Source organism: Citrobacter sedlakii, from assembly GCF_018128425.1.
In the GTDB taxonomy this organism is placed as follows: Bacteria; Pseudomonadota; Gammaproteobacteria; order Enterobacterales; family Enterobacteriaceae; genus Citrobacter_A; species Citrobacter_A sedlakii.
The window spans coordinates 369,081-394,852 of the sequence record NZ_CP071070.1; the positions used below are offsets into that span (position 1 = coordinate 369,081).

A 25,772-nucleotide genomic window follows, 5' to 3' on the forward strand; every position below is an offset into this window, starting at 1 on the left:
AGGAGTTAGTCATGGTGAGTTTAGAGAAGAACGACCGTTTAATGTTGGCGCGCCAGTTGCCGTTGAAATCCGTTGCCCTGATTCTGGCGGGCGGGCGGGGCACCCGTCTGAAAGATTTAACGAACAAGCGCGCAAAGCCGGCCGTTCATTTTGGCGGTAAGTTCCGCATTATCGATTTTGCTTTATCCAACTGTATTAACTCCGGGATCCGCCGTATCGGCGTGATCACGCAATATCAGTCTCACACTCTGGTTCAGCATATTCAGCGCGGTTGGTCGTTCTTTAGCGAAGAGATGAACGAGTTTGTCGACCTGTTGCCCGCGCAGCAAAGAATGCAGGGTGAAAACTGGTATCGCGGCACAGCCGATGCCGTGACGCAGAACCTTGATATTATTCGTCGCTACAAAGCGGAATACGTGGTGATCCTCGCCGGAGACCACATCTACAAGCAGGACTACTCGCGTATGCTCATCGACCATGTCGAGAAGGGCGCGCGCTGTACCGTGGCCTGTATGCCGGTACCTATTGAAGAAGCCAGCGCCTTTGGCGTGATGGCGGTGGACGAAAACGACAAGATTATCGATTTCGTTGAAAAACCGGCGAATCCGCCCGCCATGCCAGGGGATGCCACGAAGTCCCTTGCCAGCATGGGGATCTATATTTTCGACGCTGATTACCTTTACGAGCTGCTGGAACAGGACGACGCTAACGACGCCTCCAGCCATGACTTCGGTAAGGACATTATCCCGTCCATCACGAAAGCTGGCATGGCCTATGCCCATCCTTTCCCGTTGTCCTGTGTGCAGTCGGACCCGGAATCGGAACCATACTGGCGCGATGTCGGAACGCTTGAAGCGTACTGGAAAGCCAATCTTGACTTAGCCTCGGTGACGCCAGAACTGGATATGTACGATCAGAACTGGCCGATTCGCACTCATATGGAATCCCTGCCGCCGGCGAAGTTCGTTCAGGACCGCTCCGGCAGCCACGGCATGACCCTGAACTCGCTGGTGTCCGGCGGCTGTATTATCTCGGGTTCTGTGGTGGTGCAGTCTGTCCTGTTCCCGCGGGTACGGGTGAACTCATTCTGTAATATTGATTCGGCGGTGTTACTGCCGGAAGTCTGGGTAGGGCGCTCGTGTCGCCTGCGTCGGTGCATTATCGATCGCGCGTGCGTTATCCCGGAAGGGATGGTTATTGGCGAAAACGCGGAAGAAGATGCCCGTCGCTTCTACCGATCCGAAGAAGGCATTGTTTTAGTTACGCGCGAAATGCTGCGCAAACTGCACGTCAAACAGGAGCGATAATGCAGGTTTTACATGTATGTTCGGAGATGTTCCCCCTGCTCAAAACAGGTGGTCTGGCAGATGTGTTAGGTGCGTTACCTGCGGCGCAAATTGCGGACGGCGTGGATGCCCGCGTACTGTTACCCGCGTTCCCGGATATTCGGCGCGGCATTACGGATGCGCAGGTGGTATCGCGTCGTGATACCTTCGCAGGCAAGATCAGCCTGCTGTTCGGCCATTACAACGGGGTGGGGATTTACCTGATCGATGCGCCGCATCTTTACGATCGTCCGGGGAGCCCGTATCACGATACGAACCTGTACGCCTATACCGATAACGTGCTGCGTTTCGCGCTGCTCGGGTGGGTGGGCTGTGAGATGGCCTGCGGACTTGACCCGTTCTGGCGCCCGGATGTGGTGCATGCGCACGACTGGCACGCGGGCCTGACGCCCGCCTATCTGGCGGCGCGCGGGCGCCCGGCGAAGTCGGTCTTTACCGTACACAATCTGGCGTATCAGGGTATGTTTTATGCACAGCATATGAATGACATCGAACTGCCATGGTCGTTCTTTAATATGCATGGTCTGGAGTTTAACGGACAGATCTCCTTCCTGAAGGCCGGTCTGTACTACGCCGACCATATTACGGCGGTCAGCCCAACCTATGCGCGGGAAATCACTGAACCGCAGTTCGCCTACGGTATGGAGGGGCTGTTGCAGCAGCGCCACCGTGAAGGCCGACTGTCCGGGGTGCTGAACGGGGTGGATGAAAAAATCTGGAACCCGGAGACGGATCTGCTGCTGGCCTCGCGCTACACCCGGGATTCACTGGAAGAAAAGGCCGAGAACAAACGTCAGTTACAGATTGCGATGGGGCTGAAGGTCAACGACAAAGTACCGCTGTTTGCCGTCGTGAGCCGCCTGACCAGTCAGAAAGGGCTGGACCTGGTGCTGGAAGCGCTGCCGGGTTTACTGGAACAGGGCGGTCAACTGGCGCTGCTTGGCGCGGGCGACCCCGTATTGCAGGAAGGGTTTCTTGCCGCGGCGGCGGAACATCCCGGTCAGGTGGGCGTGCAGATCGGCTACCATGAGGCTTTTTCGCACCGCATCATGGGCGGCGCGGACGTTATCCTTGTACCGAGCCGTTTTGAGCCGTGCGGCTTAACGCAGCTTTATGGTTTGAAATACGGCACGCTGCCGCTGGTGCGGCGTACCGGCGGTCTGGCGGACACGGTGTCCGACAGTTCGCTGGAAAATCTGGCGGACGGCATCGCCAGCGGCTTTGTGTTTGAGGACAGCAACGCCTGGTCTCTGCTACGGGCGATCCGGCGTGCGTTTGTGTTGTGGTCACGACCTTCGCTCTGGCGGTTTGTGCAACGGCAAGCGATGGCGATGGATTTTAGCTGGCAAGTCGCGGCGAAGTCATACCGCGAGCTTTACTATCGCTTGAAATAGTTATTCAGGAATCACCATTATGAATGCTCCATTTACCTATGCATCGCCGACCCTGAGCGTAGAAGCGCTTAAGCACTCTATCGCTTATAAGCTGATGTTCACGATTGGTAAAGATCCGGTCATTGCCAATAAGCATGAATGGTTGAACGCCACGCTGTTTGCGGTGCGCGATCGTCTTGTGGAGCGCTGGCTGCGTTCTAACCGGGCCCAGCTGTCGCAGGAAACTCGCCAGGTTTACTATCTGTCGATGGAGTTTCTGATTGGCCGCACGCTGTCCAACGCGCTGTTATCGCTAGGCATTTATGACGATGTGAAAGGCGCGCTGGAGGCGATGGGGCTCGATCTCGAAGAACTGATCGACGAAGAAAACGACCCGGGGCTGGGCAACGGCGGTCTTGGGCGTCTGGCGGCCTGTTTCCTTGATTCGCTGGCGACGTTAGGGCTGCCGGGACGCGGCTACGGTATTCGTTATGACTACGGCATGTTCAAGCAGAACATCGTCGACGGACGGCAGAAAGAGTCCCCCGACTACTGGCTGGAATACGGCAACCCGTGGGAATTTAAACGCCACAACACACGCTATAAGGTGCGTTTCGGCGGGCGTATCCAGCAGGAAGGCAAGAAAACGCGCTGGATTGAAACCGAGGAGATCCTGGCGGTCGCTTACGACCAGATCATCCCCGGCTATGACACCGACGCCACCAACACCCTGCGTCTGTGGAACGCCCAGGCCAGCAGCGAAATTAACCTGGGTAAATTCAACCAGGGCGACTACTTCGCGGCGGTGGAAGATAAAAATCACTCTGAAAACGTCTCGCGCGTGCTGTATCCGGATGACTCTACCTATTCCGGGCGTGAACTGCGTTTGCGGCAGGAATATTTCCTTGTTTCCGCCACGGTGCAGGATATTCTCAGCCGTCATTACCAACTGCATAAAACCTACAAAAACCTGGCGGATAAAATCGCCATCCACCTCAACGACACCCATCCGGTGCTGTCGATCCCGGAGCTGATGCGCCTGTTGATCGACGAGCATAAGTTTAGCTGGGACGACGCGTTTGAAGTCTGCTGTCAGGTCTTCTCTTACACCAACCACACGCTGATGAGTGAAGCGCTGGAAACCTGGCCGGTGGATATGCTTGGTAAAATCCTGCCGCGCCATTTGCAGATTATCTTTGAAATAAACGACTACTTCCTGAAAACCCTGCAGGAGCAGTATCCGAACGATACCGGTCTGCTGGGACGCGCCTCGATTATTGATGAGTCCAACGGTCGCCGCGTGCGTATGGCGTGGCTGGCTGTGGTCGTCAGCCATAAGGTGAACGGCGTGTCTGAACTGCACTCCAACCTGATGGTGCAGTCGCTGTTCGCCGATTTCGCCACTATCTTTCCGACCCGCTTCTGTAATGTGACCAACGGCGTGACGCCGCGTCGCTGGCTGGCGCTGGCGAATCCGTCACTTTCTGAGGTGCTGGATGAAAACATTGGCCGCACCTGGCGTACCGATCTCAGCCAGCTCAGCGAACTGGAGCAGCACTGCGATTTTCCGCTGGTGAATCACGCGGTGCGTCATGCGAAGCTGGAAAATAAAAAGCGGCTGGCGGTGTATATCGCGCAGCAACTGAACGTGGTGGTGAACCCGAAATCGCTGTTTGATGTACAGATCAAACGTATTCACGAGTACAAGCGGCAACTGATGAACGTGCTGCATGTGATCACCCGTTACAACCGGATCAAGGCCGATCCGGATGCGCAGTGGGTGCCGCGGGTGAATATTTTTGCCGGTAAAGCCGCGTCGGCGTACTACATGGCGAAGCATATTATTCATCTGATCAACGACGTGGCGAAGGTGATCAACAACGACCCGCAGATTGGCGACAAGCTGAAGGTAGTGTTTATCCCGAACTACAGCGTCAGCCTCGCGCAGTTGATTATTCCGGCGGCGGATCTCTCTGAGCAGATTTCTCTGGCAGGGACGGAGGCGTCAGGCACCAGTAACATGAAGTTCGCCCTCAACGGCGCACTGACCATCGGTACGCTGGACGGCGCGAACGTCGAGATGCAGGAGCACGTCGGTGAAGAGAATATCTTTATTTTTGGTAATACCGCGGAAGAGGTGGAGGAACTGCGCAGGCAGGGCTACAAACCGCGCGAGTACTACGAGAAAGATGAAGAACTGCATCAGGTGCTGACGCAGATTGGCAGCGGGATGTTCAGTCCGGACGAGCCAGGACGCTATCGTGATCTGGTGGATTCGCTGATTAACTTTGGCGACCACTATCAGGTACTGGCTGACTATCGCAGCTACGTGGATTGTCAGGATAAGGTCGATGAGCTGTATGGTCGCCCAGAAGAGTGGACCGCAAAAGCGATGCTCAATATCGCGAATATGGGGTATTTCTCTTCTGACCGAACCATCAAAGAGTATGCCGATACCATCTGGCATATCGATCCGGTTCGGCTGTAACAGGCATAGCGCCGGGGGCTTCGCTTACCCGGCCTACAACGCGCGTTGTAGGCCGGGTAGGGCGCAGCCGTCATCCGCCAATGCTGGTTTTACGATGCCAGCGACAGCGCCTGTTTTTCCGTATACGCCGCCAGCCACTGGGTTATGCGTGACTGTTGCTCAGCGTTGAGCCACATTCCCTCTTTGGTGCGGCGCCAAAGTGCATCGTCCGCGCGGCGCACCCATTCATGATCCACCAGATACTTCAGCTCCGCCTCGTAGAATTCATGACCGAAATCTTCGCCGAGATCCGCCAGCGACGTCACTTCGCCGAGGAACAGTCTGGTGTTGCTGCCGTAGGTACGGGAATAATGGCGCGCCAGTGATTCGCTCAGGAACGGATAGCGGCGGCGCAATTTAGCGGCATAATCTTCACGGTCGCCGCCAATCTCACCGCCCGGCAGCACGCAGTCTTTGGTCCACGCCGGACCGATACCCTGATAGTACGACGACAGTTTTTCCATTGCGTGTTCGGCGAGTTTACGGTAGGTGGTCAGCTTACCGCCGAACACCGACAGCAGCGGCGCTTTACCATTTTCATCATGAATATCCAGCGTGTAGTCGCGGGTGATGGCCTGCGGAGAATCGGATTCATCGTCGCACAGCGGACGTACGCCGGAATAGGTCCAGACGATATCGTCGCGGCCCAGCTGTTTTTTAAAGTGGGCGTTATACACCTTCAGCAGGTAATTGATTTCGCTTTCATCGATTTTCACCGCTTTCGGATCGCCTTTGTACTCAACGTCGGTGGTGCCGATGATCGAGAACTCATCCATCCACGGGATCACAAACACGATGCGTTTGTCTTCGTTTTGCAGAATGTACGCCTGTTTCTGGGTATGAACGCGCGGCACCACGATGTGGCTGCCTTTGATCAAGCGAATACCGTACGGTGAAGGCAGATGCATGCCCTCGTCGAAAAACTCTTTTACCCACGGACCGGTAGCGTTGACCAGACCACGCGCCTGCCAGGTGTATTTTTTGCCGGAATCAATGTCTTCTGCTTCGACAATCCACAGACCGTTTTCGCGGCGCGCTGAGGTAGCCCGGGTGCGGGTTAACACCTCACCGCCTTTTTGCACCACCATCTGCGCATTCGCCAGCACCAGTCGGGCATCGTCCACCCAGCAGTCAGAATATTCGAAACCGCGCACGATTTCCGGTTTAAGAACGGATTCTGCGCCAAAACGCAAACCGGTCGAACCCGGCAGGCTGGTGCGTTTGCCGAGGTGATCGTACATAAACAGACCGATGCGGATCATCCATGCCGGACGTAAATGGGGGCGATGCGGCAGACGAAAACGCATCGGAAAGGCAATATGCGGCGCCATTTTCAGCAGCACTTCTCGCTCGGCCAGCGCTTCGCTAACCAGGCGGAATTCGTAGTGTTCCAGGTAGCGCAGGCCACCATGAATGAGTTTTGAACTGGCGGAAGAGGTGGCGCACGCGAGATCCTGCGCTTCCAGCATCAGCACGGATAAACCGCGTCCAGCGGCATCTGCCGCGATACCGGCACCGTTAATGCCTCCCCCTATCACAATCAGATCTTTGGTTTCCATGCTGCCCTCTTGCACTTTCGTTATAGCTCATAAATGTTCGTTATCGAACATAATAGCAAAGAAACGCGCTATTGGTAACATCGAATAAACAATTTACAGTGATACATATAACATTATGGCGTTTCACTGCCGCCGGGTCGTACACTACGCGGTAACATGCCTGAAAAACGTCACCTGCAATAACCTGTACGATAAAGAAGAGAATGTATGGATCAGTTTGAATGTATCAACGTAGAAGAAGCGCACCAGAAGCTGCATCAGGGCGCGGCGGTGCTGGTGGATATCCGCGATCCGCAAAGTTTCGCAATGGGACATACTCCGCAGGCGTTTCATCTGACGAACGACACGCTGGGCGCGTTTATGCGCGAGCATGATTTTGACACGGCGGTCATGGTGATGTGCTATCACGGCAACAGCAGCAAAGGCGCGGCGCAATATTTGTTACAGCAAGGGTATGATGCGGTCTACAGCGTAGACGGCGGCTTTGACGCCTGGCACCGCAACTTTCCCGCCGAAGTGGCGTATGGCGGTTAAGCCAACAAAATGCAGCCTGAAGGAAGAAGGGCCTATATACTGTCCTCTTTTGTGTGGAATAAGCGACAGCAACAATGTTGATGATTACTTCTTTTGCTAACCCCCGCGTGGCCCAGGCTTTTGTCGACTATATGGCGACGCAGGGCGTTATCCTGACCATTCAACAACATCAGCAAAGCGATGTCTGGCTGGCGGATGACTCCCAGGCTGAACGGGTACAGGCAGAGCTGGCGCGTTTTCTGGAGAATCCTGCCGATCCGCGCTATCTTGCGGCCAGCTGGCAGTCGGGGCATACCGGCAGCGGCCTGCACTACCGTCGCTTCCCGTTTCTCGCCACCCTGCGCGAGCGCGCCGGACCGGTCACCTGGTTTATCATGGCGCTCTGCGTTGTGGTATTTATCGTGCAAAATATCGTGGGCGATCAGACGGTAATGGTATGGCTGGCCTGGCCGTTCGATCCGTCACTGAAGTTTGATGTCTGGCGCTACTTCACGCATGCCTTTATGCATTTCTCACTGATGCATATCCTCTTTAACCTGCTGTGGTGGTGGTATCTTGGCGGCGCGGTAGAGAAGCGACTTGGCAGCGGGAAGCTGATAGTCATTACCGTGATCAGCGCGCTACTGAGCGGCTACGTACAGCAGAAATTCAGCGGTCCGTGGTTCGGTGGCCTGTCCGGTGTGGTCTACGCGCTGATGGGCTACGTCTGGCTGCGCGGCGAACGCGATCCGCAAAGCGGTATCTTTTTGCAACGCGGACTGATTATTTTCGCGTTAATCTGGATTGTTGCCGGTTGGCTGGATTTCTTCGGCATGTCGATGGCGAATGGCGCACACATTGCCGGGCTGGCGGTCGGACTGGCGATGGCGCTGGCTGACACGCTGAATGCGCGAAAACGAACATGATTCCAGGGAATAACAATGAAACAAACACAACGACATGACGCGATCATTGAGCTGGTAAAAAAACAGGGATACGTCAGTACCGAAGAGCTGGTGGAGCATTTCTCCGTTAGCCCGCAAACCATTCGCCGCGATCTCAACGATCTGGCCGATCAAAACATGATTCTGCGTCATCACGGCGGCGCCGCGCTGCCGTCCAGTTCGGTGAATACCCCGTGGCACGATCGAAAGGCCACTCAGACGGCGGAAAAAGAGCGCATTGCGCGCAAAGTGGCCACGCAAATCCCCAACGGTTCCACTCTGTTTATTGACATCGGCACCACGCCGGAAGCCGTGGCCCACGCGCTACTCGGTCACAGCAATTTGCGTATTGTGACTAACAACCTGAACGTGGCGAACACGCTGATGGCGAAAGACGATTTCCGCATTATCCTCGCGGGCGGCGAATTGCGCAGCCGCGACGGTGGAATTATTGGTGAAGCGACGCTCGACTTTATTTCGCAGTTCCGTCTTGATTTCGGCATTCTGGGGATCAGCGGCATCGACAGCGACGGTTCGCTGCTGGAGTTCGACTATCACGAAGTGCGCACTAAGCGTGCGATCATTGAAAATTCCCGCCATGTGATGCTGGTGGTGGATCATTCGAAGTTTGGCCGTAACGCGATGGTGAATATGGGCAGCATCAGTATGGTGGATGCCGTTTATACCGACACCCTGCCGCCCGCAGGCATTATGCAGGTGATTTCGGACAACCATATTCAACTGGAACTGTGTTAAACGTACTGCATGTCCCTGGCGTGTCGGGGACATGCAGACGACACGCTTACAGCCGTTCAACAATCACGGCGATCCCCTGACCACCGCCGATGCACAGCGTTGCCAGCCCGGTGGTTTTATTGCGCTGCTGCAACGCGTGAACCAGCGTTACCAGAATCCGTGCGCCGCTTGCGCCGATTGGATGCCCCAGCGCGATCGCACCGCCATTGACGTTCACTTTCTCTTCCGGAAAGTCGAGTTCACGCGCAACCGCCAGATACTGTGCGGCAAAGGCTTCGTTGGCTTCGATTAAATCCAGATCGCTGACTGTCATTTTGGCTTTTTCCAGCGCCCGTTTTGTCGCCGGGATCGGCCCAAGTCCCATTATACTGGCATCCACCCCAGCCGACGCCCAGCTCTTCAGGCGCGCCAACGGCGTAATCCCATGCGCGCGCGCAGCGCGTTCGGACATCAGGACCAGCGTCGCCGCCGCATCATTGATGCCGGAGGCATTGCCTGCAGTTACTGTCCCTGAACTTGTAAAGGCCGGACGCAGTTTCGCCAGCGAACTGGCATCGGTCTCCGGACGTGGAAACTCATCGGTATCAAACAGACAGACCTCTTTTTTACGCTTCAGGGCCACCGGTACGATTTCCTGTCTGAAATAACCGGCGTTGATTGCGGCTTTCGCTTTTTGCTGCGATGCCAGCGCCACCTGGTCTTGCTCTTCACGGCTTAAATTATAGCGTTTGGCAATGTTTTCTGCCGTGACCCCCATGTGGTAATCATTGAAGGCGCACCAGAGACCGTCGTGGATCATCACGTCTGTCAGCTCACCGTTGCCCATACGGTATCCCTGGCGCGCGCGGGCCAGCAGGTAGGGGGCGGCGCTCATGTTTTCCATCCCGCCGACAATACAGGTCTGATTATCACCACTCAGAATGGACTGCGCGCCCAGCACAACGGTTTTTAGCCCGGAACCGCAGACTTTATTGACCGTGAATGACGGAACGCTCTCCGCCAGGCCCGCGTGATGTGTCACCTGGTGAGCCGGGTTTTGCCCTAATCCGGCCTGCAACACGTTGCCGAGGATCACTTCGTCAATGTTGATATCTGATGGAAGGTCCAGCAGGTTTGCCCTGACACAGGTCGCGCCCAGCATTACCGCCGGGACGTCAGCCAGGCTGCCAGCAAATTTACCGATAGGGGTGCGTTTCGCACTCACAATCACAATCGAGTCGTTCATGCCAGAGTCCCCGCAGGCTGCAATGTTTTCAGGTGTGCACTAAGACGGAAGTTCGCTTCCGTGCGCGCACGAAGTTCATCAAGCGTGATGGTGTCGCTGATTTCATCAAGGATCATTTCGCCGTTCACAAAGCTGAATACGGCGAGTTCGGTGATGACTTTGCTGACCTTGCCGACCGCTGTTAAGGGGTAACTGCACTGATGTAGCAGCTTCGGTTCGCCATTTTTTGCGCAATGCTCCATCGCAATAATGACTTTTTTCGCTCCTGCCACGAGGTCCATCGCTCCGCCCATGCCGGGCACCATTTTGCCAGGCACCATCCAGTTGGCGAGGTTTCCGCGTTCATCAACCTGCAAACCGCCGAGCACGCAGACATCAACATGTCCTCCGCGAATAAGGGCGAAAGAGAAGCAACTGTCGAACATTGCCGCACCTGGGATCATGCCGCAAGGCTGACCGCCTGCATTGACAAGGCTGGCATTCACCTCGTCCAGAGGGCCGAGGCCAAGAAAACCATTTTCTGACTGCAACGTGACCTGAATATCCTCGGCCAGGTAGTTCGCGACCTGCGTTGGCAGGCCAATGCCCAGATTGACGACGTCGCCATCGTGTAACTCCTGCGCTACGCGGCGGGCAATACGTTCTTTTGCATTCATCACTGGGCCTCCATGAACAGATAATCCACCAGCGCACCAGGGGTGATGACGTGCACGGGAGGAATGCTTCCCAACGCCCCGATGCTGCGGGTTTCGGCCACAACCACGTCGGCGGCCAGCGCCATTACCGGGTTGAAGTTTCGGGCGGTCAGGTCATAGGTGAGATTGCCAGCCTCATCGGCATGACTGGCGAGAAGAATGGCGAGGTCGGCGCGCAGAGGTTGTTCCAGCAGCCATTTCTCACCGTTGACCAGCAGGGTTTGTTTATTTTCTTCCACCACTGTGCCCAGCCCGGTTTGCGTGAGGAATCCCCCCAGCCCGGCGCCGCCAGCACGGATCTGCTCGGCGAGCGTTCCTTGCGGCACTAACTGAACATCGAGCTCACCGGAAATCATCTTCTTGCCGGTTTCCGGGTTGGTGCCAATATGAGAGGCGATCACTTTTTTGACCTGGCCATTAGAAATCAGCGGACCAATGCCTTTATCGACAAAAGCGGTGTCATTGCCGATGAGCGTCAACGCTTTAACACCGGAGCGCATAATTTCTGCTACCAGATATTCCGGCGTCCCGACGCCCATGAAGCCGCCAAACATAATGCTCATGCCGTCATGTAATAGTTCGCGGAATTTATCCGCCGTTATTCTTTTGTTTTGCATAATGGTGTACTTGCTGTTTTGAGGACAAGGATCCCCTGGCGGAGTAATGAAACCCCGCCGAACAGTGAGGATCCTCTTGTCCGAAAAGAATTAAATGGGCATATCCAGCAACGCGGAGCTCAGCCCTTTGCCGTGCATATCCAGCGCCAGTGAGCGAGTAACGCCACCTCCCAGCGCTTTATGCATCACGAAATTCAGTGCGCCGAGTTCCGGTAATTCATAGCGAATCACCTCGCCCTGTACGATATCGCCAAACCAGGTTTTGACTCTTTCGGCGGTGACCTGTTCTGCCAGCGTGGCATAATCTTCCGGACGCCAGGCAATTAATGAAATATTGGAAATATTTCCTTTATCTCCGGTACGGGAATGCGCTATTTCACGTAATTTCATTATTTATTCTCCAGTACGGTAACATGGTGTTGAACGCAGTGACGCGGAATAAGGGTAGAGTCCATGGCCAGTATTTCTTTTACCGATTTCATGACACCACCACCGCCCGCAGGGCCGTTGGTATAAAGCGTTTCCACTTCGTTGCCGACGATAACCGCCTGCGCGCGAGTGGCGCAGCGGGCAGCAACACGAGCGCGAACTTCATAGGGGGCGCTGTACTGACCGCGCGTTTCGCCATGCAACGCATTGACACCAATGAGGTCGTAACGTATTTCCTGCGCGTTAAAGTGACAAATCGCGAAGCGCTCACGCACGATGTCGAGAGCGAGACGCCCACGATTTACCGCGCCCGGACCGGCGTAGGAAATTTCGCCTTCACCGATAAAACCGTCCTGATAACCGACGGAAACCTTCAGCGTTTCGGTACGCGGCGCACCCGTCGCACCGGTCACCCGCACCTCATCCGGGCCGCATTGGCTAAAACGCACATGGCTGAAGTCAGCGACTACGTCAGGGGTGAGATAGCGATCCGGTCGGTGAATCTCGTACAGCAGTTGTTCTTTGCAGGTGTCTTCGGTGATCAGTCCGCCAGAGCCCGCCACTTTGGTTATGGTGGCGCTGCCATCTTCACAGACTTCAGCCAGTGGGAAACCGAGGTGTGCCAGATGAGGAACATCCTTCACCCCCGGATCGGCGTAATATCCGCCGGTGATTTGCCCGGCACACTCCAGAAGATGGCCGATACAGGTCCCCATGCCCAGGTGATGCCAGTCATCAGCGGCCCAGTTGAACTCATGCATCATCGGTGCAAGAAAAAGCGACGGGTCGGCGACGCGTCCGGCAATCACCACATCTGCCCTGGAATCAAGCGCTTCCAGTAACCCCGCCGCACCTAAATAGGCATTTGCGGAAAGTAAGGTTTTTTCAAAGCGAGATACGGGAACACTGGCTTCGTCCAGCGTCAGGTCCATCGACTGTATGAGAGACAATACTTCATCACCCGTGACCACCGCGACTTTAAGGCCATGCAACCCCAGTTCCTGGGCAATTTTCAGCACCACTTTTCCGGCGGCGAGCGGGTTGGCTGAACCCATGTTAGAGATGATCCGCACACTATTGGCGTGACAGGTCGGTAACACCGCGCGCATCCGCGCTTCGAGCAGTTCGTTATAGCCTTTGTTCGGATCCTGCTGCTTCTGTTTTTGTCCAATGGCGATAGTGCGCTCTGCCAGACATTCAAACACCAGGTAATCCAGTTCCCCTTTTTCGGCCAGTTCAACCGCAGGCTCAATGCGGTCGCCTGCGTAGCCTGCGCCGGAACCAATTCGAATGGTTTTCATTTTATTTCCTTAATTCTTAACAAGAAATGTGCTGTTAAATCGGGAAGACGCCGGTGAGGGCGGCGGCAAAGGTCATAATGACGCTGGCAGCCCACAGGACCGGGATGGAGAATTTTTGATGATCCGCGAGGTCGACACCGGCAAGACTGACCAACAGGAAGGTCGCGGGAGTCAGTGGACTGACCGGGAAGCCGGTGGTCATCTGACCGAGCACTGATGCCTGAGCTACCTGAATGGCAGGGATACCCATAATATCCACGGTATGCGCGACGACAGGCATAATGCCGAAGTAGTAAGAGTCTGGATCGAAAATCAACGACAGCGGCATCGAGATCAGTCCGACGATGAACGGAATATGGGATGCCAGTGCCTCAGGCATAAACTCTACCGCCGCATGGGACATGGCTTTCAGCATGCCAGCACCACCCATGATTCCGGTAAATGCCCCCGCCGCGAACAGGATACTGGCCATCATCAGCGCTGCTTTTGCGTGGGCGTTGATCCGTTCTTTTTGCATTTCAACATTCGGATAGTTGATCATTAATGCCAGCGTCAGGGCGATCATGAAGGCAACGGTGGGGGAGATGCGGGTGAACACCATCGTGCCGATCACGGCAATAACCAGCGCAATATTCACCCAGAAAAGATGCGGACGACGCAGGACTTTTTCCTGCTCGGTCAGTTCTTTATGATGCGAAAAATCGCCTGCGGCCGCAGCAAAGTGGGCCGCGCCAAGGCGTTTCTCTTCGCGTTTACCCCAGAACCAGCCCATGATGACCATAAAGGTCAGGCCCGCGAGCTGTGCTGGAATTAACGGAATAAAGAGGTCATGGGTGGTGACGTTCAATGCAGCAGAGGCGCGAATCATCGGCCCGGTCCAGGGTAAAAAGTTGACCCCGGCGCTGAGCGCAACAATCCCAAGCAAGATCCGTTTGTCCATACCGAGCCGATTGAACAGCGGCAGCATGGTGGGGACGGTGATTAAGAAGGTCACGGCGCCATTACCGTCAAGATGGGCGATGAGCGCCAGAAGGCCCGTGCCGATGATGATTTTAACCGGGTTGGTCCCGACGAATCGCAATATACCGCGTACGATAGGGTCAAACATCCCGGCATCCGTCACGACGCCAAAAAAAGCGATCGCAAAGACAAACATCGCCGCCATCGGAGCCAGTTTTGTGATGCCTTCGACCACATATTTTGCGGTATCTGTTCCGCAACCTGCAGCCAGCGCGCCAATCACCGGAATAACGATCAGGGCAACCAGAGGTGACATCCTTTTAGACATGATAAAAAATAATAAGGTGGCTATGGTAAGCACACCTATTAGCGCCAGCATGAGTTTCTCCTTAATATTTTTATTAAATTTATCTGCTTCTAAAGTATGAAAGTAAATGCAATGTTAATTATGCCCAGGGGATATATGTTTTAGCAGTGCATTAATTTTTATCACAGTGCGCCGGTTGGTACTAATTTGTAAATCCAATGGAGTCATTTGTTGTAAGTCTTAATGCGACTATTTGAAATGAAAATAACCCTATAGCTAATTTGCTTAAATATAAAAATGACCTTGTAAACATAGGGTTGCTCTGTCTGTTATGTATGTTTTGCTTAAATGACTTTTGTGGCGGCAGGGTAGTGCATCGGAAATGGAATGCGGTTAATGTGGGGTGGGTCATAAAAAGAAATTAACTGCCTTTTATTCATTTTAAAAACCGATAAAATAATTAATGATTTCGATGGCAGGAGTAGGAAATGAATTTTTCGATTAAGCAACTCAGGGCCTTTTTAATATTAAGCGAGGCTGATAGTTTTACTCAGGCGGCCCGGCGGTTTAACCTTTCTCAGCCCGCGTTTAGTACTCTGATTGCATCACTGGAAGAGGAGATTGGCTACCGGCTATTCGACAGGGATACGCGGCGTGTGTTGCTGAATGCGGATGGCATTCATTTTCTCGATCTGGCGCGCAAGATTGTGCAGAGCCATGATGATGCCGTGGGCGAAATCAAAGACCGGGTAGCAGGTAATAATAACGATATCACCCTCGCGGTGTTGCCTTCGCTGGCGGTGGAATGGCTACCTGAAATACTGGTGAAATACACTAAGAGGGTGCCGCAAAGTAATGTGAAATTGATCGACACCCAGTGGGATCGCTGTCTGAAGGCATTACTTGATGGTCAGGCGGACATGGCATTAACCGCCGGGCAACCCTCGTTGACCACGTTCGATTCAACGTTATTGTTCTCGGATAAATTTTATCTGCTCTGTCATCGCGAACATCCTCTGGCACAACAATCTTCGGTATCGCTCAGTCAGGTTTGCGATTATCCCTTTATTGGTTTCAGTGTCGGCACCAGTATTCGGCAGTACACCGATAAGCTCTGCGAAAATCTGTCCATGAGCTTTAATTATCAACTGGAAGTGCGGCAGCTAACTACGATGATGGGCCTGATTGCCGCCAACTACGGGGTCAGCATTACAACCGGATTAACCCTGTTCCAGTTCAACCATAAAGATATCGTGATTTTACCATTTGAAGATTTGGCGCTGGAGCGGGCGATCTATCTGGTGACGCCGAAGGGGCGACATCTCGCGCCTGGCGTCGCGTCGTTTGCGGAATTCATTACCTGCCAGGCGCACCAATTCGCGTCAGAACATATATGATGTTAACGCCCGCGAAAGACCGGCGCGCTACACCCCATAACCCATCATTTTCAGCAACTGCTGCGCATGCTGTACCGCGTCCTGACGGTGCGCCACGCCAAGTTTCTGATACAGGTTGCGGATGTGGGTTTTGATGGTGGTCGCGGCGACGGCCAGCTCGCCGGCGATCTGCTCGTTGCTGTACCCGGAGTAAATCAGCCCCAGCACCTGCCATTCACGTTGGGTCAGCGGGCTGGTGCGGATCAGCTCCGGCACTTCCGGATGGTTCAGCAGACGCTCGACAAAGCCTTCGTCGAAGTGGGCAAACTTGTGGCGGTGATGCTGGTTAATTTCGCGCAAGATCCGCTGGGCGCGATGCTGGTCCAGCTCCGGCAAGGTATTCAGTTGGATCAACTGGCGTAACTGCTGCGCCATCGCTTCGCCTTCAATCACAAAATGGCTGATAAAACCGGTGCGGTTGGCAAGCTGTAAGGCGTCGAGCAGCACGCGCTGGGCGTCGTTTTTCCGCCCGGCCTGCCAGTAAAGCTGGTTCAGGAGCAGCAGGTTACGGTTGAGATCGCTCATCAGCCGTAGGCTGCGCGCGTTCTCATTCAGTTCTTCAAGCACGATTTCCGCGGGTTCGAATTCCCCCAGCAGGATCTGCGCGCGGGCAATGTTGCGCCACTGGCCCTGCAGGAAATGGTTATTGGCAAATTCCGGTTTCGGTGTGTGGCGCAACCAGTTAGCGGCGGACTTTTTATCGCCGGTCATCTGCCAGTAGATTACCCGTACTTTGTCGGCGTTGGAGATCCAGTCGCTATGGTAGTGACCGTTGCCGAGCAGGTTTTCCAGACGGTTAAGATGGCTGCGGGCATTATCCAGATCGCCGCGCGCCAGCGAGCACTGGATCAGCAGGGCCAGACACTGGAGCTGCTGTTGGGGCTGGAAGGTGGAAAGCACTTCAATGCCGCTGCGGGCAGAGGCTTCCGCTTCGTCCAGACGCGCCCACGCCCACAGTAACTGCGCGCGGATGCGTACCAGGAACTCGTGCATCGGCAACTGTTCCAGATGCTGATCTTTGATCAACTGGAACGCTTTTTCCTGTGTTTCCCAGGCGGCCTGCAAAAAGCCCTGGGCAAACAAGATTTCGCTTTGCTGGATCAGACTCCACAGCGCGTAGTGCCAGACGTCATGTTGACGCGCCATCTGCTCGGTCTGCTGCATCAGCGCCAACGAGCGGGAGAGGTCGCCTTTACAGTGCAACACTTCGCCGTGCACCGAGGTGGCGACAATGCGGCTATAGAACCAGGCAATGGGCAGTTCGTCCAGCGCCAGTTTCGCCAGGCGCTCCGCTTCGTCAGGGTTGCCGTCGTTGATCGCCACCTGCGCCCGCAGCGCGTTAAATTCGGCATGCAGGGTGCTGTCCATCACGCCTTTGATCTCTTGTTCGGCGCGCGCCAGCAGAGTATTCACTTCGCTGTAGCGGTGCTGGCTCTGCATCAGCCAGGCCTGGAGCAGCACCAGACGCGGGTTTTCCAGCAAACTTTCCCACGGCAGCGCTTTGAGTGACTCTTCCAGCAGCGCCAGTTCGCTGTGGTTGAACAGACCCCAGGCGTGATTCAACAAGATATCGCGCAGCATATGCGCGTCACCTGCCGCCAGCGCGTGGTGGATAGCTTCGCTCGGGAAGCCCTGCGCCATCCAGCTTTCGGCGGCGGCGCGGTGAATCTCCGGCAGTTCTGTCGCCAGTTCCCACTGGCAGCGCTGGCGCAGGAAGCTACCAAACAGTGGGTGGTAGCTGAACCATTCGCCGGTGTCATCCATTCGTTGCAGGAATAAACCCTGACGCTCAATCTCCTCCAGGCGCATTTGACCGTTTTCTTCACCGGTCACCCGGACGATCAGCGCATCGTTCATTGATCGCAGAATGGCGCTTTTCAGCAGGAAATGACGGGTGCTGACGTCGACGCTGTCGAGCACTTCATCAACCAGATAATCTGAGAGATGGCTGGCGTTGATTCCTGCCAGTCGGCGTGCGGACTGGTGGGCTGAGTTATTATTTTGCCGTGCAGAAAGGGCGATCAGCTGCAGGGCTGTCGCCCAACCGGCAACGTCGTCGCACATCCGGCTACTTTCAGCCGCTTCAATGGGGGAGGATAAACGGCGATCGAAAAACTGCTTCGCTTCCTGATGATTAAAGGCCAACTGCTGGCTGCCGATCTCCAGAAGCTGATCGCGTACGCGCAGATTGGCAATGCCTAACTGCGGTAAATTACGCGACAGCACCACCAGGGTAAGATTTTCCGGCTGATGGCGCAGGAAGAAGCGCATGGATTCGTGAATCACCGGATTGGTGATCAGGTGGTAGTCGTCGATAACCAGGTACAGCGGGCGATGCCATTCGGCCAGTTCAATAAACAGCTGCGCAAACAGCGAGGTCAGACTGACGTACTGGCGTTTTTGCACCATCACTTCACTGGTGGCGCAGTGTCCGTTGGTGGCCTGTTGAATTGCCGCAATCAGATAGCTGGCAAACCGTTCCTGCTGGTTGTCACCTTCATCCAGCGAATACCAGCCGAGATCGGTTTTGCCTGCGGCCCATTGTGAAACGAGCGTGGTTTTCCCATATCCCGCAGGACTTGTGATCAGGGCGAGCCTGTAATTGTTCGCGCCGGAAAGTTTAGCCAACAGGCGCTCGCGAACCACCGTATGGTCGAGACGAACCGGACGACTTAGTTTAGACGGAATCAACATAGTTAACACTTCACTGTGGAAAAGGGGGGAACTGCGATTTTTTTTGCGCTTCGTAATTAATGGTTATAAGGTCGGCCAGATTAGAAACTTTTGCAAGTTATGTCCGGTAATGGACTGCCTTAATTTGCACTGCATCACAAATTTTTCTGAAGCCTAATCCGCGTCGGGTCTGGTTTGCCCGGCATGACGTTGGTTTTTTTACTCTTGCTGAAGAATAATTACAGTTTGCAAGGACTTGCATTCATGAAAGTGACCGCGTTAATTGTAACTTACGGTGATAAATTATTATTGAAAATGCCCTGCGGCGAAGCAGCAGAAAACGGTTTGAAATAGCAGCAGTATTTTCCTGGCAACAGACGTTGTTTAAGGATCATCACCAGAAACTACGATTATCGACGAGCGTTTTGCAGAGCGCGATATCGGTTACATGATAATCGCGAAGCGTGTCCTGAGGGCAGGAATGGTAAGACAACGCCATGAATAAAAAAGGGATAATGCAATCAGCAATGAGACCAAGGATAAAAGAAAAGGTAATGGTAAGAAGCACCCATTTTTCATAAGGGTCGGGAAGTGCTTTGTACTTTACGTCTTGACTAAATAAAATACGAATCATAGCTAATGCAACATATATGACTAAAGGAGTCGCGCCAATAAGTATACATGTTTTGTTGTAAGATATAATATCCCCTGCTTTAATTAAAGATAAAAAATCTGTCATTACTAAACCAAATAATAAAAAATCTATAAAAATAATGCAGAAAATCATAAAAATAATGACCATGATTCGTAACCATAAATTATGCATAAGCATCCTCAATATAAGTGGGAGTCAGGGGAGGGGAATTCGTAATTACAACTTTTTATATGATGAAGCGTATAATCCCGAACCTTTCCCTTTAACTCGTTTGATAGCCCTAACTTGTCATCAAGTATGTTTAATCCAATATTGAGACCTATGCCTATGGCAATTATAAAGCCGGTTGTAACAATTATAGGTAAACTCAACAACGCCAAAATACCTGCGACTAACCCAATCAAAACTCCCGAAACCACAGCTTTTGCCATATCCATTGTGATATCGACCAGAAAATCAGTCAGGTTATAGTCAGACTTAAAAATGAGCTCGATAGCTCGCCAGGCCAGCGAAAAATAGATGCAATATCTGACTCCGTTGCGGATGTTGTGGTAAAGCCCCCGTTTACCGATGGCCATTTCCAGTATTTGGGGGTGATTAGCGCCGTAGCGAGTACCGGTAAGTATGCGCCGTAAGCCGGGGTATCCGGTAATTTTTATATAGATTTTACCGCCCACTTTGTATTCAATGGCTTTGATTTTCAAAACATCAAAGTTAAACATCAACTCCTTAGCAGGGTTGTACCAGGTGGTGAGCTTTGACAGACTGCGAAAGGCATCCAGCCCATCCTTTATATTGCCAGGCCCTGCCCGATATGAAAAAAAACGATCGACGCCACCCATCAAATCGTCGATAACTTGCTGCGCTTCTTCCAGGGTCAGCAGGAGAATGTGATGATGTTGGGTAATAAATGAACCATCCATAAAAGCCATATCACGCAGCGCAGGATTCATTGAATGCCAGCGGAAGTCTGATGAATCGCGTAGTGGATCTTCCCTGTAATGATCGGTGTTGTATAACGAAGAGGGTCGGTGACGCATACTATTCCCTTATATAAGCTGTCCAGATTCAGAAAAGACGGTCGTTCCAGAAACTGAAAGCGCTGGTGCTCGCTATACAGTGTTCCCAACTGATGGATTCATACGTAAAACAAACGCGTTCCTGTGCTTCGTTACCATTTTCAATAATATTATGTGGTACTATCATTTTGATGCTAGAAATATGCGCTTTGAATAACTTTATTTTATAATAAATCTCTTGATGCCCTTCCGGATTAACCCGATAGAGATGGATCTCACACTCAAGTGTTTCGTTATCATTTATAGCTTTGTTGAGTAACGGCGACGAACGGTCAACGGGCTTGATGATTTGCAATTCATGATGGCAAACATTTTGCTGGCGGGATGTTTCATGCTCAAGTGCGTAAATCATTATCTGATCAATATGACTGGCCTGAGATTTATTACCAATCGAATTCCGTGAGCCGCACCGGGCCGAGATATCACCCTGTAACTCTCCCTTTAGCGTAAGCCAGGATAAATGAGCCATATTATTTCCTTATAAAATATTTGTGTAAATAATATATTGAAATAAAGTTATTTAAGTGTGCGCGTGTTATATCGGTAATTCAACTATTTTTATTATTGCATTCCAGTAATAATAAAAGACGTCGTAACACATTCTCATATATACCGGACAGGCGATTCATCCCCATTCACGGATGTTGGTCTGGCCAGACCAAATTTGGGTTAAAATAAGCAAGTGACGGTAAGCTGAACCGCAGGGAAGGATGCGCGAAAGTGGCCTCGATCACATTTTTGCGCTCATCCCCACTACTCCTCCCTGTCTAATCCCGGGTGGGATGAGGAAGGTCAACAATGAGCCAGGCAAACTAGCGATAACGTTGTTTTATTACCAAAGGACCCGGAATTCCTATGTCACAGCCTACCTTCAATCAAGAGCAATTTCAGGCTGCCCTGACGCGTCAGTGGCAGCGTTTCGGTTTACTGTCAGCTCACGAGATGACGTCCCGCCAGTGGTGGCAGGCGGTCAGCGGCGCGCTGGCGGAATTACTCAGCGCCCAACCTGTGGCGAAGCCGGTGAAAAACCAGCGCCATGTGAACTACATTTCAATGGAGTTTCTGATTGGACGCCTGACCGGTAATAACCTGTTGAATTTGGGCTGGTATGAAGGGGTGAGCGAGACGCTGAAAGCACACGGCGTTCACCTCACTGACCTGCTGGAAGAAGAGATTGACCCGGCGCTGGGCAACGGGGGGCTGGGCCGTCTGGCGGCCTGCTTCCTTGATTCCATGGCGACCGTCGGACAGTCTGCGACCGGCTATGGCCTCAACTACCAGTACGGGCTGTTCCGCCAGTCGTTTGCCGACGGTAAGCAAATGGAAGCGCCGGACGACTGGCATCGCGGTAGCTACCCGTGGTTCCGCCATAATGAAGCGCTTGACGTGCAGGTGGGGATCGGCGGGAAAGTAACGAAGGAAGGGCGCTGGGAGCCTGGCTTTACGATCACCGGGCAGGCGTGGGATCTGCCGGTGCTGGGTTACCGTAACGGCGTAGCGCAACCGCTGCGTCTGTGGCAAGCCACCCATGCGCATCCGTTTAACCTGACCAAATTTAACGACGGCGATTTCCTGCGTGCCGAGCAACAGGGCATCGATGCTGACAAACTGACCAAAGTGCTCTACCCGAACGACAACCATACCGCAGGCAAAAAGCTGCGCCTGATGCAGCAATATTTCCAGTGCGCCTGCTCGGTGGCCGACATTCTGCGTCGCCATCATCTGGCGGGGCGTAAGCTGCACGAGCTGGCGGATTACGAAGTCATTCAACTGAACGACACCCATCCGACCATTGCGATCCCGGAACTGCTGCGTGTGCTGATTGACGAACATCAGATGAGCTGGGATGACGCCTGGGCGATCACCAGCCGCACCTTCGCCTACACCAACCACACCCTGATGCCGGAAGCGCTGGAGTGTTGGGATGAGAAGCTGGTAAAAGCGCTGCTGCCGCGTCATATGCAGATTATTAAAGAGATTAACACCCGCTTTAAAACGCTGGTCGATAAAACCTGGCCTGGCGACAAGCAGGTCTGGGCGAAGCTGGCGGTGGTGCATGACAAACAGGTGCGCATGGCGAACCTGTGCGTGGTCAGCGGCTTTGCGGTTAACGGCGTGGCGGCACTGCACTCCGATCTGGTGGTGAAAGATCTGTTCCCCGAATACCACCAGCTGTGGCCGAACAAATTCCACAATGTCACCAACGGCATTACCCCGCGCCGCTGGATCAAACAGTGCAACCCGCAGTTGGCGGCGCTGTTGGATAAGACGCTGAAAAAAGAGTGGGCCAACGATCTCGATCAGTTGATCAACCTTGAGAAGTACGCTGACGACGCGAAATTCCGTCAGACCTGGCGCGACATCAAACAGGCTAACAAAGTACGTCTGGCCGAGTTTGTAAAAGCGCGTACCGGTATTGCGATTAACCCGCAGGCGATTTTTGACATTCAGATTAAGCGCCTGCATGAGTACAAACGCCAGCATCTGAACCTGCTGCATATTGTGGCGCTGTATAAAGAGATCCGCGAAAACCCCCAGACTGACCGTGTGCCGCGCGTATTCCTGTTTGGCGCGAAGGCGGCGCCGGGCTACTACCTGGCGAAAAATATCATCTTCGCTATTAATAAAGTGGCGGACACCATCAACAACGATCCGAAGGTCGGCGATAAGCTGAAAGTGGTGTTCCTGCCGGACTACTGCGTGTCGGCGGCGGAAATGCTGATCCCGGCGGCGGATATCTCGGAGCAAATCTCCACGGCGGGTAAAGAAGCCTCCGGAACCGGCAATATGAAGCTGGCGCTGAACGGCGCGCTGACGGTCGGTACGCTGGACGGGGCGAATGTCGAAATCGCCGAGAAAGTTGGTGATGAAAACATCTTTATTTTTGGCCATACCGTGGAAGAAGTGAAAGCCCTGAAGGCGAAAGGCTACGACCCGGTGAAGTGGCGTAAGAAAGATAAGCTGCTGGATGCGGTGCTGAAAGAGCTGGAAAGCGGTAAGTACAGCGACGGCGACAAACACGCTTTCGATCCGATGCTGCACAGCATCGGCAAGCAGGGCGGCGACCCGTATCTGGTGATGGCCGATTTCGCCGCTTACGTAGAGGCGCAGAAGCAGGTGGATGTGCTGTACCGTGACCCGGAGGGCTGGACTCGCGCGGCGATCCTGAACTCTGCGCGCTGCGGCATGTTCAGCTCGGATCGTTCTATCCGTGATTATCAGACCCGTATCTGGCAGGCCAAACGCTAAGGGAGCGCGATGGAGAGCAAACGTCTTGATAATGCCGCGCTGGCGGCGGGGATCAGCCCCCATTACATCAATGCCCACGGCAAACCGCAGTCAATTGGCGCCGAAACCAAGCGGCGTTTGCTGGACGCAATGCACCGTATCCCCGACGCCGGGAAGGCGACGACGCCTGTGCCGGGCGTCAGGGTGTTTACCGCGGGCAAAAAAATGTCGCTCACCGTCGAAGGCAAAGGCGAGTTTAGCTGGCTGTTGACGACCGAACAGGGCGAGCCGTTCAAAGGCCATGCGACAGGCGGCAAAGCGTTCACCCTGCCGGCGAAGCTGCCGCCCGGTTATCACTCGCTGACGCTGACGCAAGGGGAGCAGCGCAGCCATTGCCGGATCATCGTCGCGCCGAAGCGCTGTTATGAACCGCAGGCATTACTGGACGGTAAAAAATTGTGGGGCGCGTGCGTGCAGCTTTATACGCTGCGCTCAGACAACAACTGGGGAATTGGCGATTTCGGCGATCTGAAAGCCATGCTGGTTGACGTCGCCAAACGCGGCGGGGCGTTTATTGGATTAAATCCGATTCACGCGCTTTATCCTGCCAACCCTGAAAGCGCCAGCCCTTATAGCCCATCGTCACGCCGTTGGTTGAACGTGATTTATATTGACGTGAATGCGGTCGACGATTTCCGTCTGAGTGAAGAGGCGCAGGCATGGTGGCAAATGCCAACCACGCAGCAAACGTTGAAGCAGGCGCGGGAGGCCGAATGGGTCGATTATTCGACCGTCACCGCGCTTAAATTGGCGGCTCTGCGCATGGCGTGGAAACGCTTTGCCGTGCGTGATGATGAGCAGATGGCGGCGTTCCGCCATTTTGTGGCGCAGGAAGGTGAAAGCCTCTACTGGCAGGCGGCGTTTGATGCGTTGCATGCCGCACAGGTGAAAGAAGACGAACTGCGCTGGGGGTGGCCGGTCTGGCCGCAGGCGTATCAGTCGGTGGACTCACCGGCGGTCAAAGCCTTTTGTGACGAACACCGTGACGAAGTGGATTTTTATCTCTGGCTACAGTGGCTGGCGTACACCCAGTTTGCGGCGTGCTGGGAAACCAGCCAGGGCTATAGCATGCCGGTCGGCCTGTACCGTGATCTGGCGGTAGGCGTGGCGGAAGGCGGGGCGGAAACCTGGTGCGACCGCGAGCTGTATTGCCTGAAAGCGTCGGTTGGCGCGCCGCCGGATATTCTCGGTCCGCTTGGGCAAAACTGGGGGCTGCCGCCAATGGATCCGCATATTATGGCGGCGCGCGCTTACGAACCATTTATTGAGCTGCTGCGCGCCAATATGCAGAACTGTGGCGCGCTGCGTATCGACCACGTGATGTCGATGCTGCGTCTGTGGTGGATCCCGTATGGTGAAACTGCCGACCACGGCGCGTATGTTCATTATCCGGTCGACGATCTGCTGTCGATTCTGGCGCTTGAAAGCCACCGGCATCAGTGCATGGTGATTGGGGAAGATCTGGGTACGGTGCCGGTGGAGATTGTCGGCAAGCTGCGTGACAGCGGCGTGTACTCGTACAAAGTCCTCTACTTCGAGAACGATCATGAGAAGACCTACCGTGCGCCGAAAGCGTATCCGGAACAATCAATGGCTGTCGCGACGACGCATGACCTTCCTACGCTGCGAGGCTACTGGGAAAGCGGAGACCTGACGCTTGGTAAAACGCTGGGGCTGTATCCTGACGACGTCGTGCTGCGCGGCCTGTATCAGGACCGCGAGCTGGCGAAGCAGGGGCTGCTGGACGCTCTGCACAAGTATGGCTGTCTGCCTAAACGCGCCGGGCATAAGGCTTCGCTGATGGCGATGACGCCAACGCTGAATCGCGGCATGCAGCGATATATCGCCGACAGTAACAGCGCCCTGTTGGGTTTACAGCCGGAAGACTGGCTGGATATGGCGGAACCGGTGAACATTCCGGGCACCAGCTATCAGTACAAAAACTGGCGTCGTAAGCTGTCCGCCACGCTTGAAGCGATGTTTGCGGATGAAAAGGTGAATAAACTGATTAAGGATCTGGACAAGCGGCGACGCGCGGCCACGAAGAAGAGGTAAAACAAAACCCGTCGAAAGACGGGTTTTTACTGTC

At 54.1% G+C, this 25,772-nt stretch carries 20 protein-coding genes; 9 read left to right on the top strand and 11 right to left on the bottom strand.

Features of this window, described 5'->3' with window-relative positions; genetic code table 11:
- The first annotated feature begins 11 nt into the window (after nucleotides 1–11).
- The 3 genes from glgC to glgP are packed head-to-tail and all read left to right on the top strand — an operon-like array spanning nucleotide 12 to nucleotide 5,207.
- Nucleotides 12–1,307: a glucose-1-phosphate adenylyltransferase gene (gene glgC, locus JY391_RS01725; protein WP_042286454.1), complete on the top strand. Its 1,296-nt coding sequence runs from the start codon at nucleotides 12–14 to the stop codon at nucleotides 1,305–1,307.
- Entirely contained in the window at nucleotides 1,307–2,740 is a 1,434-nt protein-coding gene (gene glgA, locus JY391_RS01730) for a glycogen synthase GlgA (protein WP_042286452.1), read from the top strand. The genes glgC and glgA overlap by 1 nt, the downstream gene beginning before the upstream one ends.
- A gap of 19 nt (nucleotides 2,741–2,759) precedes the next feature.
- A complete protein-coding gene (glgP, locus tag JY391_RS01735; protein WP_042286448.1) occupies nucleotides 2,760–5,207 on the top strand; it encodes a glycogen phosphorylase in 2,448 nt (815 codons plus the stop codon).
- 89 nt (nucleotides 5,208–5,296) lie between these two features.
- Here the strand turns inward: glgP and glpD are convergent, their stop codons facing one another.
- The gene (gene glpD, locus JY391_RS01740; protein WP_211935137.1) at nucleotides 5,297–6,805 is read right to left on the bottom strand and encodes a glycerol-3-phosphate dehydrogenase; all 1,509 of its coding nucleotides are present in this window, start codon (nucleotides 6,803–6,805) and stop codon (nucleotides 5,297–5,299) included.
- Between the two features lie 207 nt (nucleotides 6,806–7,012).
- On the opposite strand from glpD, the gene glpE reads away from it, so the two are divergent.
- The 3 genes from glpE (at nucleotide 7,013) to JY391_RS01755 (ending at nucleotide 9,018) form a co-directional block, all read left to right on the top strand.
- A complete protein-coding gene (gene glpE, locus JY391_RS01745) occupies nucleotides 7,013–7,339 on the top strand; it encodes a thiosulfate sulfurtransferase GlpE (protein WP_042286441.1) in 327 nt (108 codons plus the stop codon).
- A 74-nt stretch (nucleotides 7,340–7,413) separates the two neighbouring features.
- The gene (gene glpG / locus JY391_RS01750; protein ID WP_042286439.1) at nucleotides 7,414–8,244 is read left to right on the top strand and encodes a rhomboid family intramembrane serine protease GlpG; all 831 of its coding nucleotides are present in this window, start codon (nucleotides 7,414–7,416) and stop codon (nucleotides 8,242–8,244) included.
- A gap of 15 nt (nucleotides 8,245–8,259) precedes the next feature.
- Nucleotides 8,260–9,018, top strand: a complete 759-nt coding sequence (locus tag JY391_RS01755; RefSeq protein ID WP_042286437.1) for a DeoR/GlpR family transcriptional regulator — start codon at nucleotides 8,260–8,262, stop codon at nucleotides 9,016–9,018.
- 46 nt (nucleotides 9,019–9,064) lie between these two features.
- On the opposite strand, the gene JY391_RS01760 is transcribed toward JY391_RS01755, so the two are convergent.
- The 6 genes from JY391_RS01760 to JY391_RS01785 all read right to left on the bottom strand — a co-directional run bounded on the left by JY391_RS01760 (nucleotide 9,065) and on the right by JY391_RS01785 (nucleotide 14,624).
- Nucleotides 9,065–10,243 (bottom strand): acetyl-CoA C-acetyltransferase, encoded by a 1,179-nt coding sequence (locus tag JY391_RS01760; protein ID WP_211935138.1) that lies wholly within the window; start codon nucleotides 10,241–10,243, stop codon nucleotides 9,065–9,067.
- Nucleotides 10,240–10,899 carry a 3-oxoacid CoA-transferase subunit B gene (locus JY391_RS01765; protein WP_181823228.1) on the bottom strand — a complete coding sequence of 220 codons (660 nt, stop codon included), beginning with the start codon at nucleotides 10,897–10,899 and terminating at the stop codon, nucleotides 10,240–10,242. Before JY391_RS01765 ends, JY391_RS01760 begins: the two co-directional genes overlap by 4 nt.
- The gene (gene atoD / locus JY391_RS01770) at nucleotides 10,899–11,555 is read right to left on the bottom strand and encodes an acetate CoA-transferase subunit alpha (RefSeq protein WP_181822414.1); all 657 of its coding nucleotides are present in this window, start codon (nucleotides 11,553–11,555) and stop codon (nucleotides 10,899–10,901) included. Before atoD ends, JY391_RS01765 begins: the two co-directional genes overlap by 1 nt.
- Before the next feature lie 90 nt (nucleotides 11,556–11,645).
- Nucleotides 11,646–11,945 (bottom strand): AtuA-related protein, encoded by a 300-nt coding sequence (locus JY391_RS01775; RefSeq protein ID WP_211935139.1) that lies wholly within the window; start codon nucleotides 11,943–11,945, stop codon nucleotides 11,646–11,648.
- Nucleotides 11,945–13,285: an acyclic terpene utilization AtuA family protein gene (locus tag JY391_RS01780; protein ID WP_211935140.1), complete on the bottom strand. Its 1,341-nt coding sequence runs from the start codon at nucleotides 13,283–13,285 to the stop codon at nucleotides 11,945–11,947. The genes JY391_RS01775 and JY391_RS01780 overlap by 1 nt, the downstream gene beginning before the upstream one ends.
- A gap of 34 nt (nucleotides 13,286–13,319) precedes the next feature.
- Nucleotides 13,320–14,624, bottom strand: coding sequence for a CitMHS family transporter (locus tag JY391_RS01785; RefSeq protein WP_181822417.1), 1,305 nt, complete (start codon nucleotides 14,622–14,624; stop codon nucleotides 13,320–13,322).
- A 416-nt stretch (nucleotides 14,625–15,040) separates the two neighbouring features.
- On the opposite strand from JY391_RS01785, the gene JY391_RS01790 reads away from it, so the two are divergent.
- On the top strand, nucleotides 15,041–15,949 hold the full coding sequence (locus JY391_RS01790; protein ID WP_211935141.1) for a LysR family transcriptional regulator: 909 nt from the start codon (nucleotides 15,041–15,043) through the stop codon (nucleotides 15,947–15,949).
- A 27-nt stretch (nucleotides 15,950–15,976) separates the two neighbouring features.
- Here JY391_RS01790 and malT read toward each other — a convergent pair whose 3' ends face one another.
- The 4 genes from malT to JY391_RS01810 all read right to left on the bottom strand — a co-directional run bounded on the left by malT (nucleotide 15,977) and on the right by JY391_RS01810 (nucleotide 20,864).
- Nucleotides 15,977–18,682 carry an HTH-type transcriptional regulator MalT gene (gene malT, locus JY391_RS01795; protein ID WP_060571170.1) on the bottom strand — a complete coding sequence of 902 codons (2,706 nt, stop codon included), beginning with the start codon at nucleotides 18,680–18,682 and terminating at the stop codon, nucleotides 15,977–15,979.
- Between the two features lie 373 nt (nucleotides 18,683–19,055).
- Nucleotides 19,056–19,463, bottom strand: a complete 408-nt coding sequence (locus JY391_RS01800) for a DUF1240 domain-containing protein (protein WP_211935142.1) — start codon at nucleotides 19,461–19,463, stop codon at nucleotides 19,056–19,058.
- 32 nt (nucleotides 19,464–19,495) lie between these two features.
- Nucleotides 19,496–20,356, bottom strand: coding sequence for a hypothetical protein (locus tag JY391_RS01805; RefSeq protein ID WP_211935143.1), 861 nt, complete (start codon nucleotides 20,354–20,356; stop codon nucleotides 19,496–19,498).
- Between the two features lie 28 nt (nucleotides 20,357–20,384).
- Nucleotides 20,385–20,864 (bottom strand): Hcp family type VI secretion system effector, encoded by a 480-nt coding sequence (locus JY391_RS01810; protein WP_042286423.1) that lies wholly within the window; start codon nucleotides 20,862–20,864, stop codon nucleotides 20,385–20,387.
- A gap of 386 nt (nucleotides 20,865–21,250) precedes the next feature.
- Here JY391_RS01810 and malP point away from each other — a divergent pair, with 386 nt between their 5' ends.
- The gene (malP, locus tag JY391_RS01815) at nucleotides 21,251–23,644 is read left to right on the top strand and encodes a maltodextrin phosphorylase (protein ID WP_211935144.1); all 2,394 of its coding nucleotides are present in this window, start codon (nucleotides 21,251–21,253) and stop codon (nucleotides 23,642–23,644) included.
- A 9-nt stretch (nucleotides 23,645–23,653) separates the two neighbouring features.
- On the top strand, nucleotides 23,654–25,738 hold the full coding sequence (gene malQ, locus JY391_RS01820) for a 4-alpha-glucanotransferase (RefSeq protein ID WP_211935145.1): 2,085 nt from the start codon (nucleotides 23,654–23,656) through the stop codon (nucleotides 25,736–25,738).
- The last annotated feature ends 34 nt before the right edge of the window (nucleotides 25,739–25,772 follow it).